Origin of the sequence: Vibrio sp. ED002 (genome assembly GCF_023277445.1) — a bacterium.
GTDB classification, from domain to species: Bacteria; Pseudomonadota; Gammaproteobacteria; order Enterobacterales; family Vibrionaceae; genus Vibrio; species Vibrio jasicida.
This window is the reverse complement of sequence record NZ_CP080238.1, coordinates 1,503,916-1,520,857: the sequence shown is the minus strand read 5'-3', so window position 1 is coordinate 1,520,857 and position 16,942 is coordinate 1,503,916. Positions and strand designations below refer to the sequence as shown.

The 16,942-nt window shown below is 44.5% G+C and carries 17 protein-coding genes; 10 read left to right on the top strand and 7 right to left on the bottom strand.

From position 1 onward, the window contains the following. Nucleotides 1-444 precede the first annotated feature (444 nt). A complete protein-coding gene (gene nagE / locus ITG12_RS06985) occupies nucleotides 445-2,019 on the top strand; it encodes an N-acetylglucosamine-specific PTS transporter subunit IIBC (RefSeq protein ID WP_038865705.1) in 1,575 nt (524 codons plus the stop codon). A gap of 237 nt (nucleotides 2,020-2,256) precedes the next feature. Beyond that, nucleotides 2,257-3,927 (top strand): glutamine--tRNA ligase, encoded by a 1,671-nt coding sequence (gene glnS / locus ITG12_RS06980; protein ID WP_038877564.1) that lies wholly within the window; start codon nucleotides 2,257-2,259, stop codon nucleotides 3,925-3,927. Nucleotides 3,928-3,980: 53 nt separating this feature from the next. On the opposite strand, the gene ITG12_RS06975 is transcribed toward glnS, so the two are convergent. Together ITG12_RS06975 and fcrX are read right to left on the bottom strand one after the other, a co-directional pair. Then, a complete protein-coding gene (locus ITG12_RS06975; protein ID WP_038877566.1) occupies nucleotides 3,981-4,568 on the bottom strand; it encodes a type II secretion system protein in 588 nt (195 codons plus the stop codon). 71 nt (nucleotides 4,569-4,639) lie between these two features. After that, entirely contained in the window at nucleotides 4,640-5,089 is a 450-nt protein-coding gene (gene fcrX, locus ITG12_RS06970) for a ferric iron uptake transcriptional regulator FcrX (protein WP_010643296.1), read from the bottom strand. A 199-nt stretch (nucleotides 5,090-5,288) separates the two neighbouring features. Here fcrX and ITG12_RS06965 point away from each other — a divergent pair, with 199 nt between their 5' ends. After that, nucleotides 5,289-5,792, top strand: a complete 504-nt coding sequence (locus ITG12_RS06965) for a DUF4442 domain-containing protein (RefSeq protein WP_038877569.1) — start codon at nucleotides 5,289-5,291, stop codon at nucleotides 5,790-5,792. A gap of 54 nt (nucleotides 5,793-5,846) precedes the next feature. Here ITG12_RS06965 and fldA read toward each other — a convergent pair whose 3' ends face one another. The 3 genes from fldA to ITG12_RS06950 form a co-directional block, all read right to left on the bottom strand. Continuing rightward, a complete protein-coding gene (gene fldA, locus ITG12_RS06960) occupies nucleotides 5,847-6,380 on the bottom strand; it encodes a flavodoxin FldA (RefSeq protein WP_038877571.1) in 534 nt (177 codons plus the stop codon). 48 nt (nucleotides 6,381-6,428) lie between these two features. Further along, nucleotides 6,429-6,650: a DUF2788 domain-containing protein gene (locus ITG12_RS06955; RefSeq protein WP_038877574.1), complete on the bottom strand. Its 222-nt coding sequence runs from the start codon at nucleotides 6,648-6,650 to the stop codon at nucleotides 6,429-6,431. A gap of 112 nt (nucleotides 6,651-6,762) precedes the next feature. Beyond that, nucleotides 6,763-7,530: an alpha/beta fold hydrolase gene (locus ITG12_RS06950; protein WP_248873900.1), complete on the bottom strand. Its 768-nt coding sequence runs from the start codon at nucleotides 7,528-7,530 to the stop codon at nucleotides 6,763-6,765. Between the two features lie 92 nt (nucleotides 7,531-7,622). Here ITG12_RS06950 and seqA point away from each other — a divergent pair, with 92 nt between their 5' ends. Together seqA and pgm are read left to right on the top strand one after the other, a co-directional pair. Beyond that, nucleotides 7,623-8,165 carry a replication initiation negative regulator SeqA gene (gene seqA / locus ITG12_RS06945; protein ID WP_038865694.1) on the top strand — a complete coding sequence of 181 codons (543 nt, stop codon included), beginning with the start codon at nucleotides 7,623-7,625 and terminating at the stop codon, nucleotides 8,163-8,165. A gap of 92 nt (nucleotides 8,166-8,257) precedes the next feature. Further along, nucleotides 8,258-9,904, top strand: coding sequence for a phosphoglucomutase (alpha-D-glucose-1,6-bisphosphate-dependent) (pgm, locus tag ITG12_RS06940; protein WP_248873899.1), 1,647 nt, complete (start codon nucleotides 8,258-8,260; stop codon nucleotides 9,902-9,904). A gap of 211 nt (nucleotides 9,905-10,115) precedes the next feature. On the opposite strand, the gene ITG12_RS06935 is transcribed toward pgm, so the two are convergent. Then, a complete protein-coding gene (locus ITG12_RS06935; protein ID WP_248873898.1) occupies nucleotides 10,116-10,868 on the bottom strand; it encodes a DUF1853 family protein in 753 nt (250 codons plus the stop codon). A gap of 132 nt (nucleotides 10,869-11,000) precedes the next feature. Here ITG12_RS06935 and ITG12_RS06930 point away from each other — a divergent pair, with 132 nt between their 5' ends. Then, the gene (locus tag ITG12_RS06930) at nucleotides 11,001-11,759 is read left to right on the top strand and encodes a Nif3-like dinuclear metal center hexameric protein (protein WP_248873897.1); all 759 of its coding nucleotides are present in this window, start codon (nucleotides 11,001-11,003) and stop codon (nucleotides 11,757-11,759) included. Nucleotides 11,760-11,974: 215 nt separating this feature from the next. Here ITG12_RS06930 and ITG12_RS06925 read toward each other — a convergent pair whose 3' ends face one another. Continuing rightward, complete coding sequence (locus tag ITG12_RS06925; RefSeq protein ID WP_038865686.1) at nucleotides 11,975-13,264, bottom strand: citrate synthase; 1,290 nt, start codon at nucleotides 13,262-13,264, stop codon at nucleotides 11,975-11,977. Between the two features lie 395 nt (nucleotides 13,265-13,659). On the opposite strand from ITG12_RS06925, the gene sdhC reads away from it, so the two are divergent. From sdhC to ITG12_RS06905, 4 genes are read left to right on the top strand one after another with little or no spacing between them, the layout of a single operon-like run. After that, entirely contained in the window at nucleotides 13,660-14,052 is a 393-nt protein-coding gene (gene sdhC, locus ITG12_RS06920; RefSeq protein WP_005446421.1) for a succinate dehydrogenase cytochrome b556 subunit, read from the top strand. Beyond that, nucleotides 14,046-14,390 (top strand): succinate dehydrogenase, hydrophobic membrane anchor protein, encoded by a 345-nt coding sequence (gene sdhD / locus ITG12_RS06915; RefSeq protein ID WP_038865684.1) that lies wholly within the window; start codon nucleotides 14,046-14,048, stop codon nucleotides 14,388-14,390. The genes sdhC and sdhD overlap by 7 nt, the downstream gene beginning before the upstream one ends. After that, complete coding sequence (gene sdhA / locus ITG12_RS06910) at nucleotides 14,391-16,157, top strand: succinate dehydrogenase flavoprotein subunit (RefSeq protein WP_038865683.1); 1,767 nt, start codon at nucleotides 14,391-14,393, stop codon at nucleotides 16,155-16,157. Nucleotides 16,158-16,175: 18 nt separating this feature from the next. Then, nucleotides 16,176-16,886, top strand: coding sequence for a succinate dehydrogenase iron-sulfur subunit (locus tag ITG12_RS06905; protein WP_038865681.1), 711 nt, complete (start codon nucleotides 16,176-16,178; stop codon nucleotides 16,884-16,886). Nucleotides 16,887-16,942: the final 56 nt, after the last annotated feature.

Genomic DNA, 16,942 nt, shown 5'->3' with positions numbered 1-16,942 from the left:
TCTAACTGGTGACTGCATGAGTCATGCTGGTACTTAGTTTGTATCACTGAATTAGATAACGAGTCACATACAGCAAGTCGCGTTTTATCGATGTCATTATCAGAGTAACTAACTGAAAAATAATAAATGAATTAGTTTTTATGATTGTTTTCCAGAGCGAAGTTACTGCGAATCATCTGTAGAGATACCAAAATAACACTGATTCTGTCTTGCATAAAGTGCGAGGATCTTATCTCTAAAACGCCATTTTTTCGTATAATAAAATAAGTTTTATGATCTCGCTAGCAAAAACCTTCCCAAAGGGCTGTTTCTGGTGATTATGATCACAAACAATGAGCTTTTAATTTGCGGAGCAAAATTAATATCATAAACTGGTAGCGACTAAATTGAACGACTGAAATAAGTCATTCGACAAAACATAAAATCCTATAGGGGGAACTTAAGGTGAATATTCTTGGATACGCGCAGAAGTTAGGTAAAGCTCTTATGCTTCCTATCGCAACGCTTCCAGTTGCAGCGCTTTTACTACGTTTGGGTCAACCTGACCTTTTAGACATTGCGTTTATGGCATCAGCTGGTAACGCAATCTTTAGTCAACTACCACTACTATTCGGTCTAGGTATCGCGATCGGTCTTTCTAAAGACGGTCAAGGTGCTGCTGGTCTAGCAGGTGCAGTTGCTTACTTCGTGCTAACTGCTACTGCAGCGACAATTGATGCAAGTGTTAACATGTCATTCTTCGGCGGTATCATTGCAGGTATCATCGCTGGTCACTCTTACAACGCTTTCCATGCTACTCGTCTTCCTGAGTGGTTGGCATTCTTCTCTGGCAAACGTCTAGTACCAATCATGGCGGGTCTATTCTCGCTTGTAGCTGGTGCTCTTGCTGGTGTTGTATGGCCAACAATTCAAGGCGGTCTTGACGCGCTAGCGCACGCAGTTTCTACTTCTGGTGCTATCGGTCAGTTCGTTTACGGCACGCTTAACCGCGCACTTATCCCTGTAGGTCTACACCACGTACTAAACTCGTACTTCTGGTTCGGTATGGGTACGTGTCAAGAAGTTCTAGTATCTGGCGCAACTGCTGCTGGTCAAGCACTTCCTGCTCTACAACAGCTTTGTGTTGACCCAGCTCTAGCTAAGACTCTTGTTGCTGGTCAAACTCACACATTCGAATTCGCTAACTCTGTAACTCCAGAAATCACAGCAACAGTTAAAGAAGTAACTGAAACGCTTAAATCTGGTGACCTACACCGCTTCTTCGGCGGCGATAAGAGCGCTGGTGTATTCATGAACGGCTTCTTCCCTGTAATGATGTTCGGTCTACCAGGTGCGGCACTAGCTATGTACCTAGCAGCACCAGTTGAGAAACGCAGCCAAGTTGGTGGCGCACTATTCTCAGTAGCGTTCTGTTCATTCCTAACAGGTATTACAGAGCCTCTAGAGTTCATGTTTGTGTTCCTTGCTCCTGCTCTATACGCAATGCACGCCGTGTTTACTGGTCTATCTCTAGTACTTGCAAACATGCTTGGCACGCTACATGGCTTTGGTTTCTCTGCGGGTCTAATCGACTTCGTACTGAACTACGGTCTAGCTACTAAGCCTCTAGTGCTTCTTGCTCTAGGTCTAAGCTTCGGTGCTCTATACTTCTTCACATTCAGCTTCGCAATCCGCGCATTCAACCTGAAATCGCCAGGTCGTGAAGATGACGATGAAGATGCATCTGCTGCTCCAGCTGGTGATGCACCAAAAGGTGACCTAGCTCGTCAATACCTGAAAGCACTAGGTGGTCACGACAACCTAACTTCAATTGACGCATGTATCACTCGTCTACGTCTTACTCTTAAAGACCGCTCAGTCGCTGACGAAGCTGTTCTTAAGAAACTTGGTGCGAAGGGTGTGGTTAAGCTAGGTGAAAACAACCTACAAGTTATCCTTGGTCCTCTTGCAGAAATCGTTGCTGGTGAAATGAAAGCAATCGGTGCAGGTGAAGACCTATCAGATGTAAAACTTCCTTAGTAACATCTTAAAGACTCTCTATAAAAGACCTCCTTCGGGAGGTCTTTTTTTTGTTTCAAGCGTTTCAATATGCTTTGGTTTCCACCTAAGTAGAGAAATATTGCCTTTTTAACGACGGTTCTTGTTGTCTAATCGCTAAGAATTGTGGATCATTAGGAACAATGCACTCTGCAAATCCAACCTTGGTTGTGGAGTTCTGTTTTCTCTGACAATACTAATATTTTTGAGGTGCTATAGATGAGTGAAGCTGATGCTCGTCCATCAAACTTTATTCGCCAGATTATTGATAAAGATCTAGCGGATGGTAAACACACTAGCGTGCATACTCGATTCCCGCCGGAGCCGAACGGTTACCTGCATATCGGTCATGCTAAGTCTATCTGTTTGAACTTCGGTATTGCTCAGGACTACCAGGGTCAATGTAACTTGCGTTTTGACGATACAAACCCTGAAAAAGAAGACATCGAATACGTTGAGTCTATCAAGAAAGATGTAAACTGGTTGGGCTTCGAGTGGGATGGTGAAGTATGTTACTCATCAAACTACTTCGACAAGCTTTACGAATATGCAATTGAATTGATTAATAAAGGCTTAGCGTATGTTGATGAGCTAAGTCCTGAGCAGATTCGTGAATACCGCGGTACGCTAACGGCTCCGGGTAAACCAAGCCCATACCGTGATCGCCCAATCGAAGAAAACCTAGCGCTATTTGAAAAAATGCGTGCAGGTGAGTTCGAAGAAGGCAAAGCGTGTCTTCGCGCTAAGATCGACATGGGTTCTTCATTCATGGTAATGCGTGATCCAGTTATCTACCGTGTACGTTTTGCGACTCACCACCAGACTGGTGATAAGTGGTGCATTTACCCAATGTACGACTTCACACACTGTATCTCTGATGCATTAGAAGGCATTACGCACTCTATCTGTACTCTTGAGTTTATGGATAACCGCCGTCTGTACGACTGGGTTCTAGACAACATCACGATTGATTGCCGTCCACACCAGTACGAATTCAGTCGCCTAAACCTTGAATATACAGTGATGTCTAAGCGTAAGCTAAACCAACTAGTGACTGAGAAATTGGTTGATGGTTGGGATGACCCACGCATGCCAACCGTATCTGGTCTGCGTCGCCGTGGCTTCACTTCTGCATCTATTCGTGAGTTCTGTAAGCGTATCGGTGTAACGAAACAAGAGAACATGATTGAGTTCGGTTCACTAGAATCTTGTATTCGTGATGATCTAAACGAAAACGCACCACGTGCGATGGCCGTTCTAGATCCAGTTAAGATCGTTATCGAGAACTTTGAAGAAGGTGCGGTAGAAACTCTGACGGTTGCTAACCATCCAAACAAACCTGAAATGGGCGAGCGTGAAGTGCCATTCACTCGTGAAGTTTGGATTGAGCGCGAAGATTTCCGTGAAGAAGCAAACAAGAAGTACAAGCGCCTTGTTCTAGGTAAAGAAGTACGTCTACGTGGCGCATACGTGATCAAGGCTGAACGCATCGAGAAAGACGCGGAAGGCAACATCACAACAATCTTCTGTACTTACGATGCTGAAACGCTAGGTAAGAACCCGGCAGATGGCCGTAAAGTGAAAGGCGTAATCCACTGGGTATCAGCAGACAAAGCATTGCCTGCAGAAATCCGCATGTACGATCGTTTGTTCACAGTACCAAATCCAGCGGCTGCGGATGACTTTGCTGCGACAATCAACCCAGAATCACTAGTGGTTCTAAACGGTTTTGTTGAGCCAAGCCTAACAACGGCAGAAGCGGAAACAGGTTATCAGTTTGAGCGTATGGGTTACTTCTGTGCAGATTCAAAAGATTCTTCAGCAGATAACCTAGTATTCAACCGTACGGTTGGTCTACGTGATACTTGGGCGAAAATCGAGAACCAATAATCTCAATACCTCGCTAACAAAAATGCCAGCAAATTGCTGGCATTTTTTATGTCCTATGGTAGACGAGAGGGCTTTGATGTCGTCACTGTACCCGCTTTTGAGTCGTACCATATGACAAAGCTTGAGTTCTCGGGAGTTCGTTCGTAACCTTTTTTTGTATACGTGTAATAGCAAACGGATTGGTGGGAGTCATTGTCTCTGATACGGCGCGTTATAAAATCAAACCTATCGTTTGCATTCCGATTATTCGATAGCGAGTATTCATCACCTAATAGAGCTTGCCATACGGCAATACATCCTGCGTTCCCTTGGCCAATATTGTATGGGTTACCAATATTCCCACTGGCGTTGCCTTTGTTTGTTCCTAAAGGGTAGCCAAATTCATTGACATCAAGTTCTCCGCCACCATAGCCATCTATATTTTGCTGTGCTGCTGGTGTCCCCCCGTTAACTAACCACTGGCTTTGGGTGAACTTAACTGCCGTTTCAAATTGGTCTGCGATGGCTTCCATCTTGGCTTGGTAGGCATCGTCTTGAAGGTTTAAGAATCGCGGTGCGACTACAACAGCCAGTATCCCAAGAATAACAATTGCAATAATCAGTTCGAGTAAGGTAAAGCCACAAGAATTCCTTTTCTTCATCGCTTGTCTCCATAAAAAAACGCCAGCCGAAGCTGACGTTTAGAGTCTTTATTAATAAAAAGCGTTACTTTTTATTTTGCAGGCTTGTGCGCGTCAGGATTCGTCTTACAAGAACCATCGCTACATTTACCGTATAGGTACAAGCTGTGGTTAGTAAGCGTAACATTGTACTTAGCTGCGATTTCTTTTTGACGTTCTTCAATCACGTCATCTGAAAACTCAATTACTTCACCACAGTCTAAACATACTAAGTGATCGTGGTGATGTTGAGTTGACAGTTCAAATACTGATTTACCGCCTTCGAAATGGTGGCGGGTAACAATACCAGCATCATCAAATTGGTTTAATACACGATAAACGGTTGCTAGACCAATCTCTTCACCTAGATCGATTAGCTTTTTGTACAAATCTTCAGCACTGATGTGCTGGCAGTCTGGCTGCTGAAGTACTTCTAGAATTTTTAGCCTTGGAAGGGTTACTTTTAAACCCGCATCCTTCAGCGCCTGATTATTATCTGACATATACTTTCCCGTTGGATCATCTGCAGCGATTTAACAGAATTCAATATTCCTACCATTATAGGCGAAGCGTACTGAACATTAAACCACGAACTTCAAAGGGTTAATAGATTCTTTTTGTAAATTAGAAACAGGTCGATTATATTACAGATCAGACCAGTTACATTTTTGTAACATTGCATCGCAAAGGCTATGGATAGGTATGAATAAGCGACTTGCCAAGATTTATAAACCAGGGATTGTTAAGTTTGCGCTTAATATTTGGCCGCCATTTTGGGGCTCAGGTATCAAAATCTTACATATTTCTGAAGACTTTCGAACGGTTAACGTTCGTTTGAAGCTCCGTTGGTGGAATAAAAACGCAAATCGTACCCAGTATGGCGGTAGTATCTTCTCGCTTACGGACCCAATTTATTCTCTGATGTTGATGGGCATTTTACGGGAAGAGTATTTTGTGTGGGATAAAGAGGCGAGTATCAACTTCATCAAACCGGGACAGAGTGATTTATTTGCCGAGTTTGAAGTAACAGAAGGAATGCTAGCTGACATTTACCAAATGACTCGTAACGGTGAAAAGTGCTTTCCAGAGTTTATTACCTATGTGAAAGACAAAGAAGGTAACGTTGTATCGGAAGTGCAACGGAAGTTGTATGTGAGGAAGAAACCTCAATATCGAGAAGAAGAGGTCGCAACGGAAGCTTCTTGATAGAGAGATACAAAAAGACCTCCAAGGTGGAGGTCTTTTTCAATAGGTGCTGTATTAGCCTTCAAGCTCAGCTAGGCACATCTCTTCATAGATTTGCTTAACCCAGTTTTCGACACGTTCATCAGTCAATTCTGGTTGACGATCTTCGTCGATACATAGGCCAACAAACTGGCTATCGTCGCCTTCTGCAAGTGCTTTAGACGCTTCAAACTCGTAACTTTCAGTTGAAGTGTGGCCAAGGATAGTACCGCCTTTTGCTTCAACGATGTCACGAACTGTTCCCATCGCATCACAGAAGTACTCTGCGTAATCTTCTTGGTCACCACAACCAAAGATAGCGACTAGCTTTGTTGAGAAGTCTACTTGCTCAAGCTCAGGGAAGAAATCATCCCAATCACATTGCGCTTCACCGTAGTACCACGTAGGGATACCTAGAAGAAGAAGATCAAAGTTATCAATGTCTTCTTTGCTGCTTTTTGCGATGTCTTGAACGTGAACTAGTTGTTTACCTAGTTGCTTTTGAATCATCTTTGCAACGGCTTCAGTATTACCTGTGTCGCTACCGAAGAAGATACCTACACTTGCCATAGAGTCTATACCTTTACATTGTTTGTTACTGGCGATGGGGAGAAGAGCTTAACCAAGCCCTGTGCCTTCCCAACTGAGCTGAATCAGGCCTTTCGCGATGAAACCAGCGCAGCCAAGGAAAAGGACTAACCACACAATACGACGACCATAAACAGGTACGTTACCTTGTTTTAGCACATCTTTTATTGCCATCCCGATGAAAAAGAAGATAGCAGCAAAAAGCAGATCGAGCCCAATCGACTCGAGCATGTCCATATAGTCGTATAGCATTGTCGTCCTTCATGCCAAAAATTCTTGGGCGCACTATACCACTGTTAAACAGTAAAGTTAATGCACAACAAGAAGGGTTATTTCAATAATCTGGCGTTGTTTTTCGAATTTGTTAACTCGAAATATATTTCCTGATCACACGCATTACTTCAGCGGGTTTCTCTGCATGTAACCAGTGTCCGGTATTGGCGATAATGTGTGCTTTTGCGTTGTTAAACTGACGCTTAACAGCAGGCTGATGCTCAGGCATTAGGTAGTCTGAATCACCACCTTTAACAAACAGAGTTGGAATATCTGTGGTAGCAATTTCTTGCCAGCCAATAATCTGATCATAATTGTTGAATAAGCTTGCGACATTAAAGCGCCAATCCATTTTGTCACCGTTCCTATACAGCGACTTCGACAAAAATTGTCTTACGCCGTCCATTTCAATGTGTTGAGCAAGAATATCCATGGTTTGTTGGCGATTACTTGGTTGTTCTTTGACTACCGCTTGTAGACCACGAAATACATTGTCGTGACGATTTGTGTTGTAGGCAACTGGTGCCATGTCTAAAACGATCAGCTGTTTTATTAATTCAGGAGCGACATCTGCTAGTTTCATTGCAACCTTACCACCCATAGAGTGGCCGATGACTAACGCAGGCTCGATGTCGATATTGCGAAGTAAATCAGCAACATCTTGCGCCATGACTTCATAGTTGTGTGTATCTGAATGGAAAGAGAGACCGTGATTTCGTAGATCAATGCTGATCACGGAATGATCTTGGACGAGGTCGCGAGCCAGTAAACCTAGATTACTGAAACTGCCAAACAATCCATGAATCAAAACAACCGTTTGGCCTTGGCCTTCGTGCTTATAGTTGAGTAATGCTGACATTTTATCTTATTCGTGATGGGTTTAACGTGGAGTATCCGCGAGGATCTCGTTATAATCCCCCAGAGTTTAAACATTGAGAATGTGAAAAGCGAATGAAAACAATTGAGGTTGATGAGGATCTATACCGTTACATTGCGGGTCAAACCAAGCATATCGGTGAAAGTGCCTCGGATATTTTACGACGCCTTTTGAACCTTGATGGTCAGTTGCAGGAAGCCGTCGTGGCACCTGTAATCGAGCAGCCACAAGGGATTGTAGTAAGTAAAGATGCTGGTAAAACAGAATCAGTGGATACCGTAAAAGAAATGCGTTCTCTACTGATTTCTGATGAGTTTGCTGGCCTTAAGAAAGCGATTGATCGCTTCATGTTGGTTCTATCAACCTTACACACGTTAAATCCAGAGAGCTTCTCTCAAGCAACGAAAGTAAAAGGGCGCAAGCGCGTTTACTTTGCTGATAATGAAGATACTCTGCTAGCAAACGGCAATACCACCAAGCCTAAAGCAATTCCTGGTACGCCATTTTGGGTAATCACTAATAACAACACCAGTCGCAAGCGACAGATGGTTGAGCAGGTGATGACTCATATGGAATTCCAGCCTGACTTGATAGAGAAAGTAACAGGTTCAATCTAAGAAACCTGATAGAAGCCTCATAATGTGTAGCGTATAGCGGATATTATGAGGCTTTTTTGATTTTATTTGTATTTAAAGAAAGGATGTCAAACATGGCTATGCACCCTCGTGCTGGGCAAAAAGCGCAGCAGGAAGATCTTCATAATATCCCAGCACTCGTTGCTAACTACTTCTTACTTCAACCTGATGCATCAAATGCAGAGCATAACGTTCAATTTGGTACTTCTGGTCACCGCGGTACCGCGGACAAGCACACCTTTAACGAAAACCACATTTTAGCTATCGCTCAAGCGGTCGCAGAAGTTCGTGCTGAGCAAGGTACAACAGGTCCACTGTTTGTGGGCAAAGACACGCACGCGCTATCTGAACCAGCGTTTTCAAGTGTGATTGAAGTATTGATTGCAAACGGTGTGAAAGTGATTGTCCAACAAGACAACGGTTACACACCAACGCCAGGTATTTCACACGCGATTCTGACTTACAACATCAAGCATGATGACAAAGCAGATGGCATTGTGATTACCCCATCTCATAACCCACCACAGGACGGCGGTATTAAATACAACCCGACTCACGGTGGTCCAGCTGAAGCAGAGCTAACTCAGGCTATCGAAGATCGTGCGAACGCCCTGATTGCTGAAGGTTTACAAGGTGTTAAACGCCTACCACTAGCAGAAGCTAAAGCATCGGATCTGTTTGTTGAGATGGACTTGGTGAAACCATACATCGATGATCTAATGAACGTTATCGATATGGAAGCAATCCAAAAAGCAAGTCTGAAGATTGGTGTAGATCCATTGGGTGGCAGCGGCATCGATTACTGGCGTCAAATTGGTCAGGCATACAATCTAGACTTAACGCTAGTAAGTGAAGCGATTGATCCTTCTTTCCAATTCATGTCATTAGATAAAGACGGCGTTGTACGTATGGACTGTTCTTCTCCTTACGCAATGGCAGGCCTATTGGCACTGAAAGACGAGTACGATCTAGCATTTGGTAACGATCCTGACTATGACCGTCACGGTATTGTTACGCCAAAAGGTTTGATGAACCCTAACCACTTCTTAGCGGTTTGTATCGACTACCTGTACCGTCATCGTGACGCGTGGGGTAAAGATGTCGCTGTTGGTAAAACGCTAGTTTCAAGCGCCCTGATTGACCGTGTTGTTGCGGACCTTGGTCGTGATCTATGTGAAGTGCCTGTTGGCTTCAAATGGTTTGTAGATGGTCTGTACACTGGTAAGTTTGGCTTCGGCGGTGAAGAAAGTGCTGGTGCGTCTTTCCTTCGTAAAGATGGAACGCCTTGGTCAACAGACAAAGATGGTATCTTGCTATGTCTTCTAGCCGCAGAGATCACTGCGGTAACGGGTAAGAACCCTCAAGATTACTATGAAGAGCTAGCGGCGAAGCACGGTGAGTCTAAGTACAACCGTATTCAAGCTGTCGCAAATGGCCCACAAAAAGACGTATTGAAGAAGTTGTCACCAGAAATGGTTGCGGCTGAAACTCTAGCTGGTGATGCAATCACCGCTCGTCTGACGCACGCTCCAGGTAATGGTGCTGCGATTGGTGGTCTTAAAGTAACGACAGCGAATGGTTGGTTCGCTGCTCGTCCATCAGGCACTGAAGACATCTACAAGATCTACTGTGAAAGCTTCAAAGGTGAAGAGCATCTGAAACAAATTGAAGCTGAAGCACAAGAAATCGTTAATCAAGTATTTGCAGCTGCTGGTTTGTAATTCAAACGATTAAGGTTCGAAAGGGTCGACATTGCGTCGGCCCTTTTTTGTTTGTGAAGAGGAAACGCTGCGCTTCGAGAGTCGGGAGCGCTTAGCTTTAGGAATCGAGAGGTGCTCGTTGAGAGTATAGTGAAAAGGTATTTCGATTAAGAAGGTGTTTACCGAACTTGTTCCCAGAAAAGCAAAATAAAATCGTTTCCTGTTTCCTGTTTTAGTTCGGCCAAGTATCCGGTACAACAAACCAAAATTGACCGCTCTTTGTTTGAGCGTGAACAAACCTATCTGATGGTTTATCGATAGGCTCTAAGAACTCCTCATTGCCAATTGCCCATAGTGGTTTGGAAAGAGCATATAAAGGTTCATTAATTTGTTCCCATTGACTTTGATAGCACCAGTAACCGGATATTTGGCTTTGGTTTAGTTCGTAACCTAAACAGGTTGTAGGGATTGGTTCGGCCGTGAAAGGATTTACATAGAGGCGACCTTGCATCAGCAAGTGTTCACTCAGTGTGGCGTCTAATGGTAACTGTTGGTGGAACTCTTCTCTCTGGCTCATTTTTAGTTGGTGAGTGAGCATACGATTGAGTTTCTTATGCAGTTGGTCATGTGCATTCGGGCCATACCAAATGCCTTCATTCAGTAAGTAAAATTTGATGGCCACTTCCCAATGCTCGTATTGTTTGGTTTCCTGATTCTCGAGGATCAAATCGACGGCGCCAATTGTGCGGCCAGTCGTGTCGTTGAGTTGAATCTCTTCAGCAACCAGTTCATATCGAGGTGAGCAAGTCAGTAGCTTGGTGCAAAGGTGTTGGTAAAGGAAGCCAAGTCGTGGATTGCCATCGTAATCTTCATTATCCGATAGAGGTGGTGTCAGAATGTCTTCGACGGTGACAAAGGGCGTTTGAAGTTTAAAAAGTGGTGGGGTGCTAGCAATCCATTGATAGAAACGTTGTAGAGAATTCATCCATGATCCTTGTTGTCGCGGGCAGAGCCTTTCTATTGTATCGAAATTTATTCTGGTTGGGGATGCCACAACTAGCATCCTGATCGCGGTTCGATATACACTTTGTTTAAGCCATAAGTATTGGAAGTAACAATGAATAATTTACAGCTGGAAAAGATCCTTAACGAGAAATTATCGCCGCAACTTATTAAAGACTACGCACCGAATGGAATGCAAGTTGAAGGCAAATCAGAAATCAAACGCATCGTGACAGGCGTAACGGCCTCACAAGCATTGATCGATAAAGCCATCGAGTTAGAGGCTGATGCACTGCTTGTTCATCACGGATACTTTTGGAAAGGTGAACCAGAGCCAATTCGTGGTATGAAAGGAAAGCGTATCCGCAGTTTGATCAAAAGTGACATCAACCTTTACGGCTACCATTTACCGCTAGATATTCATCCTGAGTTGGGTAACAACGCAGAGTTGGCACGCTTGCTAGACATTGAAGTGGAAGGTGGCTTAGAAGGACACCCTCAATCTGTCGCTCTGTTTGGCCGCTTAAAACAAGCAATGACTGGCACTGATTTCACGAACAAAATCAATCACGTATTAAACCGTGAACCTTTGCATATCGCGCCTGACAATGCAGAAAAAATGATTGAGACAGTAGGTTGGTGTACCGGTAGTGGTCAAGACTTCATTGAGCTTGCTGCTCAACATGGATTAGATGCATTCATTTCGGGCGAGATCTCAGAACGTACGACTTACACGGCTCGTGAATTGGATATTCATTACTTCTCTGCAGGTCACCACGCAACCGAACGTTATGGCATTAAAGCGTTGGGTGAATGGTTAGCGCAAGAGCACGGGTTAGACGTCACGTTTATCGATATTGATAACCCAGTATAAAAGGGACAGGCTTCGCCCTGTGAGATGCGAAAGTGTTAAGCAATTATTTCTCGCATCTCGAAGCGAAGCGTTCCATAGAGCGTAGCCCGTTCTCATCTCTTCAAAATAGAAAGGGTTGACGCTTTCACGTCAACCCTCATATTTATTCGATTCTCGATTCTCGATTCTCGATTCTCGATTCTCGATTCTCGATTCTCGATTCTCGATTCTAACGCTTACTCGCGCTCATGCAGTGGAGAAAACTCGCGTTGAGTTTCACCAGTGTATAGCTGACGAGGACGACCGATTCGGTTTAGTGGATCGCTGTGCATTTCGTTCCAGTGAGCAATCCAACCGATAGTACGAGAAATCGCGAAGATAACCGTAAACATCGATACAGGAATACCGATTGCTTTTAGGATGATGCCTGAGTAGAAGTCTACGTTCGGGTATAGCTTCTTAGACACGAAGTATTCGTCAGAAAGTGCAATACGCTCAAGTTCCATTGCAACGTCTAGCAGTGGGTCTTTGATGTTTAGCTCTTTTAGCACTTCGTGACATGTTTCACGCATTACCGTTGCACGTGGATCGTAGTTTTTGTAAACGCGGTGACCGAAGCCCATTAGACGGAATGGATCATCTTTGTCTTTTGCACGCTCGACGTACTCAGGGATGTTATCTACGCTTCCGATCTCTTCAAGCATCTTCAGACATGCTTCGTTTGCACCACCGTGCGCAGGACCCCATAGAGAAGCAATACCTGCGGCAATACATGCGAACGGGTTCGCACCAGAAGAACCGGACAAACGAACCGTTGATGTCGATGCGTTTTGTTCGTGATCTGCGTGAAGTGTGAAGATCTTATCCATCGCACGAGCAACAACAGGGTTTACTTCGTATTCTTCACATGGGTTTGCGTACATCATGTGTAGGAAGTTTTCTGCGTAGCTTAAGTCGTTACGAGGATAGATAAATGGCTGACCGATAGAGTACTTGTAACACATCGCTGCCAATGTTGGCATTTTAGACAGCAGACGGTACGCCGCGATCTCACGGTGCTCGTCGTTGTTGATATCGAGTGAATCGTGGTAGAAGGCCGCTAGTGCACCAACTACACCACACATTACTGCCATTGGGTGTGCATCACGTCGGAAGCCATGGAAGAAGCTTGCGATTTGTTCATGCACCATCGTATGGCGAGTAACCGTTGTTTTGAATTGCTCGTATTGCTCACGGGTAGGGGCTTCACCATAAAGCAGGATGTAACATACTTCCAAGTAATCTGCGTTATTGGCTAATTGATCAATCGGGTAGCCGCGGTGCAAAAGAATACCTTTGCCGCCGTCGATGTACGTGATTGATGATTCACAAGATGCAGTGGCAAGAAAACCCGGGTCAAAAGTAAAGTAACCATTGGCTCCCAGTTTACGAACATCAATCACAGGTGTACCTAGCGTACCGTCCATAATTGGCAGTTCGATCGGCGCATGACCTTCAACGTGAAGGGTAGCTTTCTTATCCGCCATAACAATCTCCTTTGTTTATTATTTAATCCGTCCAGGATGTTTATGTGCCATTTTTGTACTGTTGTTAAAGCTTAAAGTCAATTTTTCTCCATTTTTGTGTGCACTTGTTATGATTTTTCTCATGAAAATCGTTAAAAATCTGTTCTATGTAGCATAATTTGTTACATCAATTGTATTAGAATGTTGCTGGCCGTATATTGGCACAGAAAATTTTAGTTAAATCCTTATAAATTCGGGGCTGGAAACAAAAGTGAGGTTTGTTTACCGACTCCGTTTGTTAACAAAGTGTTTACAATTATCTCCGAGCATATTGCGAGTATTTGTTAATCAAATGTTAACTTTTGTACGTTTGGAAGCTGAAATTGGTTATAACAATAAATGCTCAATGGAGCTGAGTGAGCAAGCCCGTGAAAGAAAGAAAGTCAAGACCTGTTAATTTAGATTTACAGACCATCCGCTTTCCCATCACAGCAATCGCGTCCATCCTACATCGTGTGTCGGGTGTGATTACGTTTGTTGCGGTGGGCATATTGCTTTGGTTACTGTCCATTTCTCTGTCATCCCCGATGGGTTTTATGGAAGCCGCTGATATCGTCGATAGCTTCTTCGTGAAATTCATTCTGTGGGGAATTCTAACTGCACTTGCCTACCACATCGCTGGTGGTGTCCGTCACCTGTTGATGGACCTAGGCCATTTCGAAGAACTCGATTCAGGCGCGATGAGCGCTAAAGTCGCATTTGGTGCTACTGCAGTATTATCACTATTGGCGGGGATCTTGGTATGGTAAAACACGTCTCTTCATTTGGTCGTAATGGTGTCCACGATTTCTTATTGATTCGTGCATCAGCAATCATTATGACGCTATACACGATTTATCTGATTAGCTTCTGCGCTTTCTCAGATATCTCTTACGCATCTTGGACCCAATTCTTTGGTGGTACGTTCACCAAAGTTTTCACCATGTTGGCCTTAGTCTCAATTCTAATTCACGCGTGGGTTGGTTTGTGGCAGGTGTTAACGGATTACATTAAGCCCGCGATACTTCGTGGTGCATTGCAACTTGGTGTTATTGCCGTTTTATTCGGCTATGTCTTCTCTGGTCTATTTATTCTGTGGGGTGCGTAAGTGTCTATTCCAGTTCGTGAGTTTGATGCCGTAGTAATCGGCGCTGGTGGTGCGGGTATGCGCGCTGCACTACAAATTTCGGAGCAAGGCCTGTCATGTGCGTTGCTATCTAAAGTTTTCCCAACACGTTCACACACTGTTTCTGCTCAAGGTGGTATTACGGTTGCGCTAGGTAATGCGCACGAAGATCATTGGGAACAGCACATGTACGATACGGTTAAAGGTTCTGACTATATCGGTGACCAAGACGCAATCGAATACATGTGTAAGAACGGTCCTGAATCTGTTATCGAGCTAGAGAAAATGGGTCTTCCTTTCTCTCGTTTTGATAACGGCACTATTTATCAACGCCCGTTTGGTGGCCAGTCAAAGAACTTTGGTGGCGAGCAAGCTGCGCGTACAGCGGCAGCGGCTGATCGTACTGGTCACGCACTCCTGCACACGCTATACCAACAAAACATCAAGCACAAAACAACGGTATTCTCTGAGTGGTATGCTCTTGATATCGTTAAAAATGAAGATGGTGTTGTTCTAGGCTGTACGGCGCTATGCATGGAAACGGGTGAAGTGTGCTACTTCAAATCGAAAGCAACCATCTTAGCAACGGGTGGTGCAGGTCGTATTTACGCATCAACGACTAACGCGCACATCAATACTGGTGATGGTGTTGGTATGGCACTTCGTGCTGGTGTCCCAATGCAAGATATGGAAATGTGGCAGTTCCACCCAACGGGTATCGCTGGCGCAGGTGTTCTTGTAACCGAAGGTTGTCGTGGTGAGGGTGGTTACCTTCTAAACAAGGACGGCGAACGCTTCATGGAGCGTTACGCACCAAACGCGAAAGACCTTGCTGGTCGTGACGTGGTTGCACGTTCAATGATGATTGAAATCCGTGAAGGTCGTGGCTGTGATGGCCCTTGGGGTCCACATATTAAATTGAAACTTGATCACCTAGGTAAAGATACACTGGAGTCTCGTTTACCGGGCGTTTGTGAGTTGTCTCGTACATTTGCGCACGTTGATCCGGTCAAAGAGCCAATCCCAGTAATTCCTACGTGTCACTATATGATGGGTGGTATTCCTACTCAGGTATCAGGCCAAGCGATTAAGCAAGATGAAAGCGGCGCGGATGTTGAAGTTCAAGGCCTATTCGCTTGTGGTGAAATTGCATCAGTATCAGTACACGGTGCCAACCGTCTTGGTGGTAACTCACTACTAGACTTGGTGGTATTTGGTCGTGCAACAGGTCTGCACCTAGGTGAAACACTGCTTAAACAAGCTGATGCGAAACCTGCAACTGAAGCAGACATTGAACGTTCACTAGAGCGTTACAACCGTTGGGAAAATAGCACTGACGGTGAAGATCCAGCGCAAATTCGTAAAGACCTACAACAATGTATGCAAAACAACTTCTCGGTATTCCGTGAAGGTGATGCAATGGCTAAAGGTCTTGAAGAGCTTAAAGTTATCCGTGAGCGTCTGAAGAACGCACACCTTGCTGACAAATCGACAGAGTTCAACACTCAACGTATTGAGTGTCTAGAACTAGAGAACTTGATGGAAACAGCATACGCAACAGCTGTAGCAGCAAACTACCGCACAGAAAGCCGTGGTGCACATGCTCGCTTTGACTTCCCAGACCGTGATGATGAGCAGTGGCTATGCCACTCAATCTACAACCCGGAAACGGAAGCAATGGCCAAACGTGGTGTAAACATGGAGCCAATCCATCGTGAAGCATTTCCGCCAAAAGCACGTACGTACTAAGGAAAGGAGGGTAATATTATGAAACTGAATTTCTCTTTGTACCGCTACAACCCGGATGTCGACCAAAAGCCGTACATGAAAGACTACACGCTTGAGGTGGAAGAAGGATCAGACATGATGCTTCTGGATGCCTTGATCCTTTTGAAGGAGCAAGACCCTAGCATTGCATTCCGTCGTTCATGTCGTGAAGGTGTGTGTGGTTCTGATGGCCTTAACATGAATGGTAAAAACGGATTAGCGTGTATTACACCTTTATCTGCTTTAAAAGGCGATAAGCTCGTCATTCGACCATTACCTGGTCTGCCTGTTGTACGTGATCTTATCGTTGACATGACTCAGTTCTACGATAACTATGCGAAAGTTAAGCCTTTCTTGATTGACGATGGTGCTCTTCCACCGTCTCGTGAAAACTTACAATCGCCTGATGAGCGTGCGCATCTAGATGGCTTGTACGAATGTATTATGTGTGCATGTTGTACGACATCTTGTCCGTCTTTCTGGTGGAACCCTGATAAATTTATCGGCCCTGCTGGCCTTTTAGCGGCCTATCGTTGGTTAATTGATAGCCGAGATACAGCGACTGATGAACGTTTGTCCGATCTTGATGATGCATTTAGCGTTTTTCGTTGCCATGGCATCATGAATTGTGTAAGTGTTTGTCCTAAGGGGCTAAATCCAACGAAAGCCATCGGTCATATCAAGTCGATGTTGGTCAATCGTTCGATTTAATTAACAACAAAAAATTGCCGACCTAAATGGGTCGGCTCTTAATAGCTCGGCGCAGA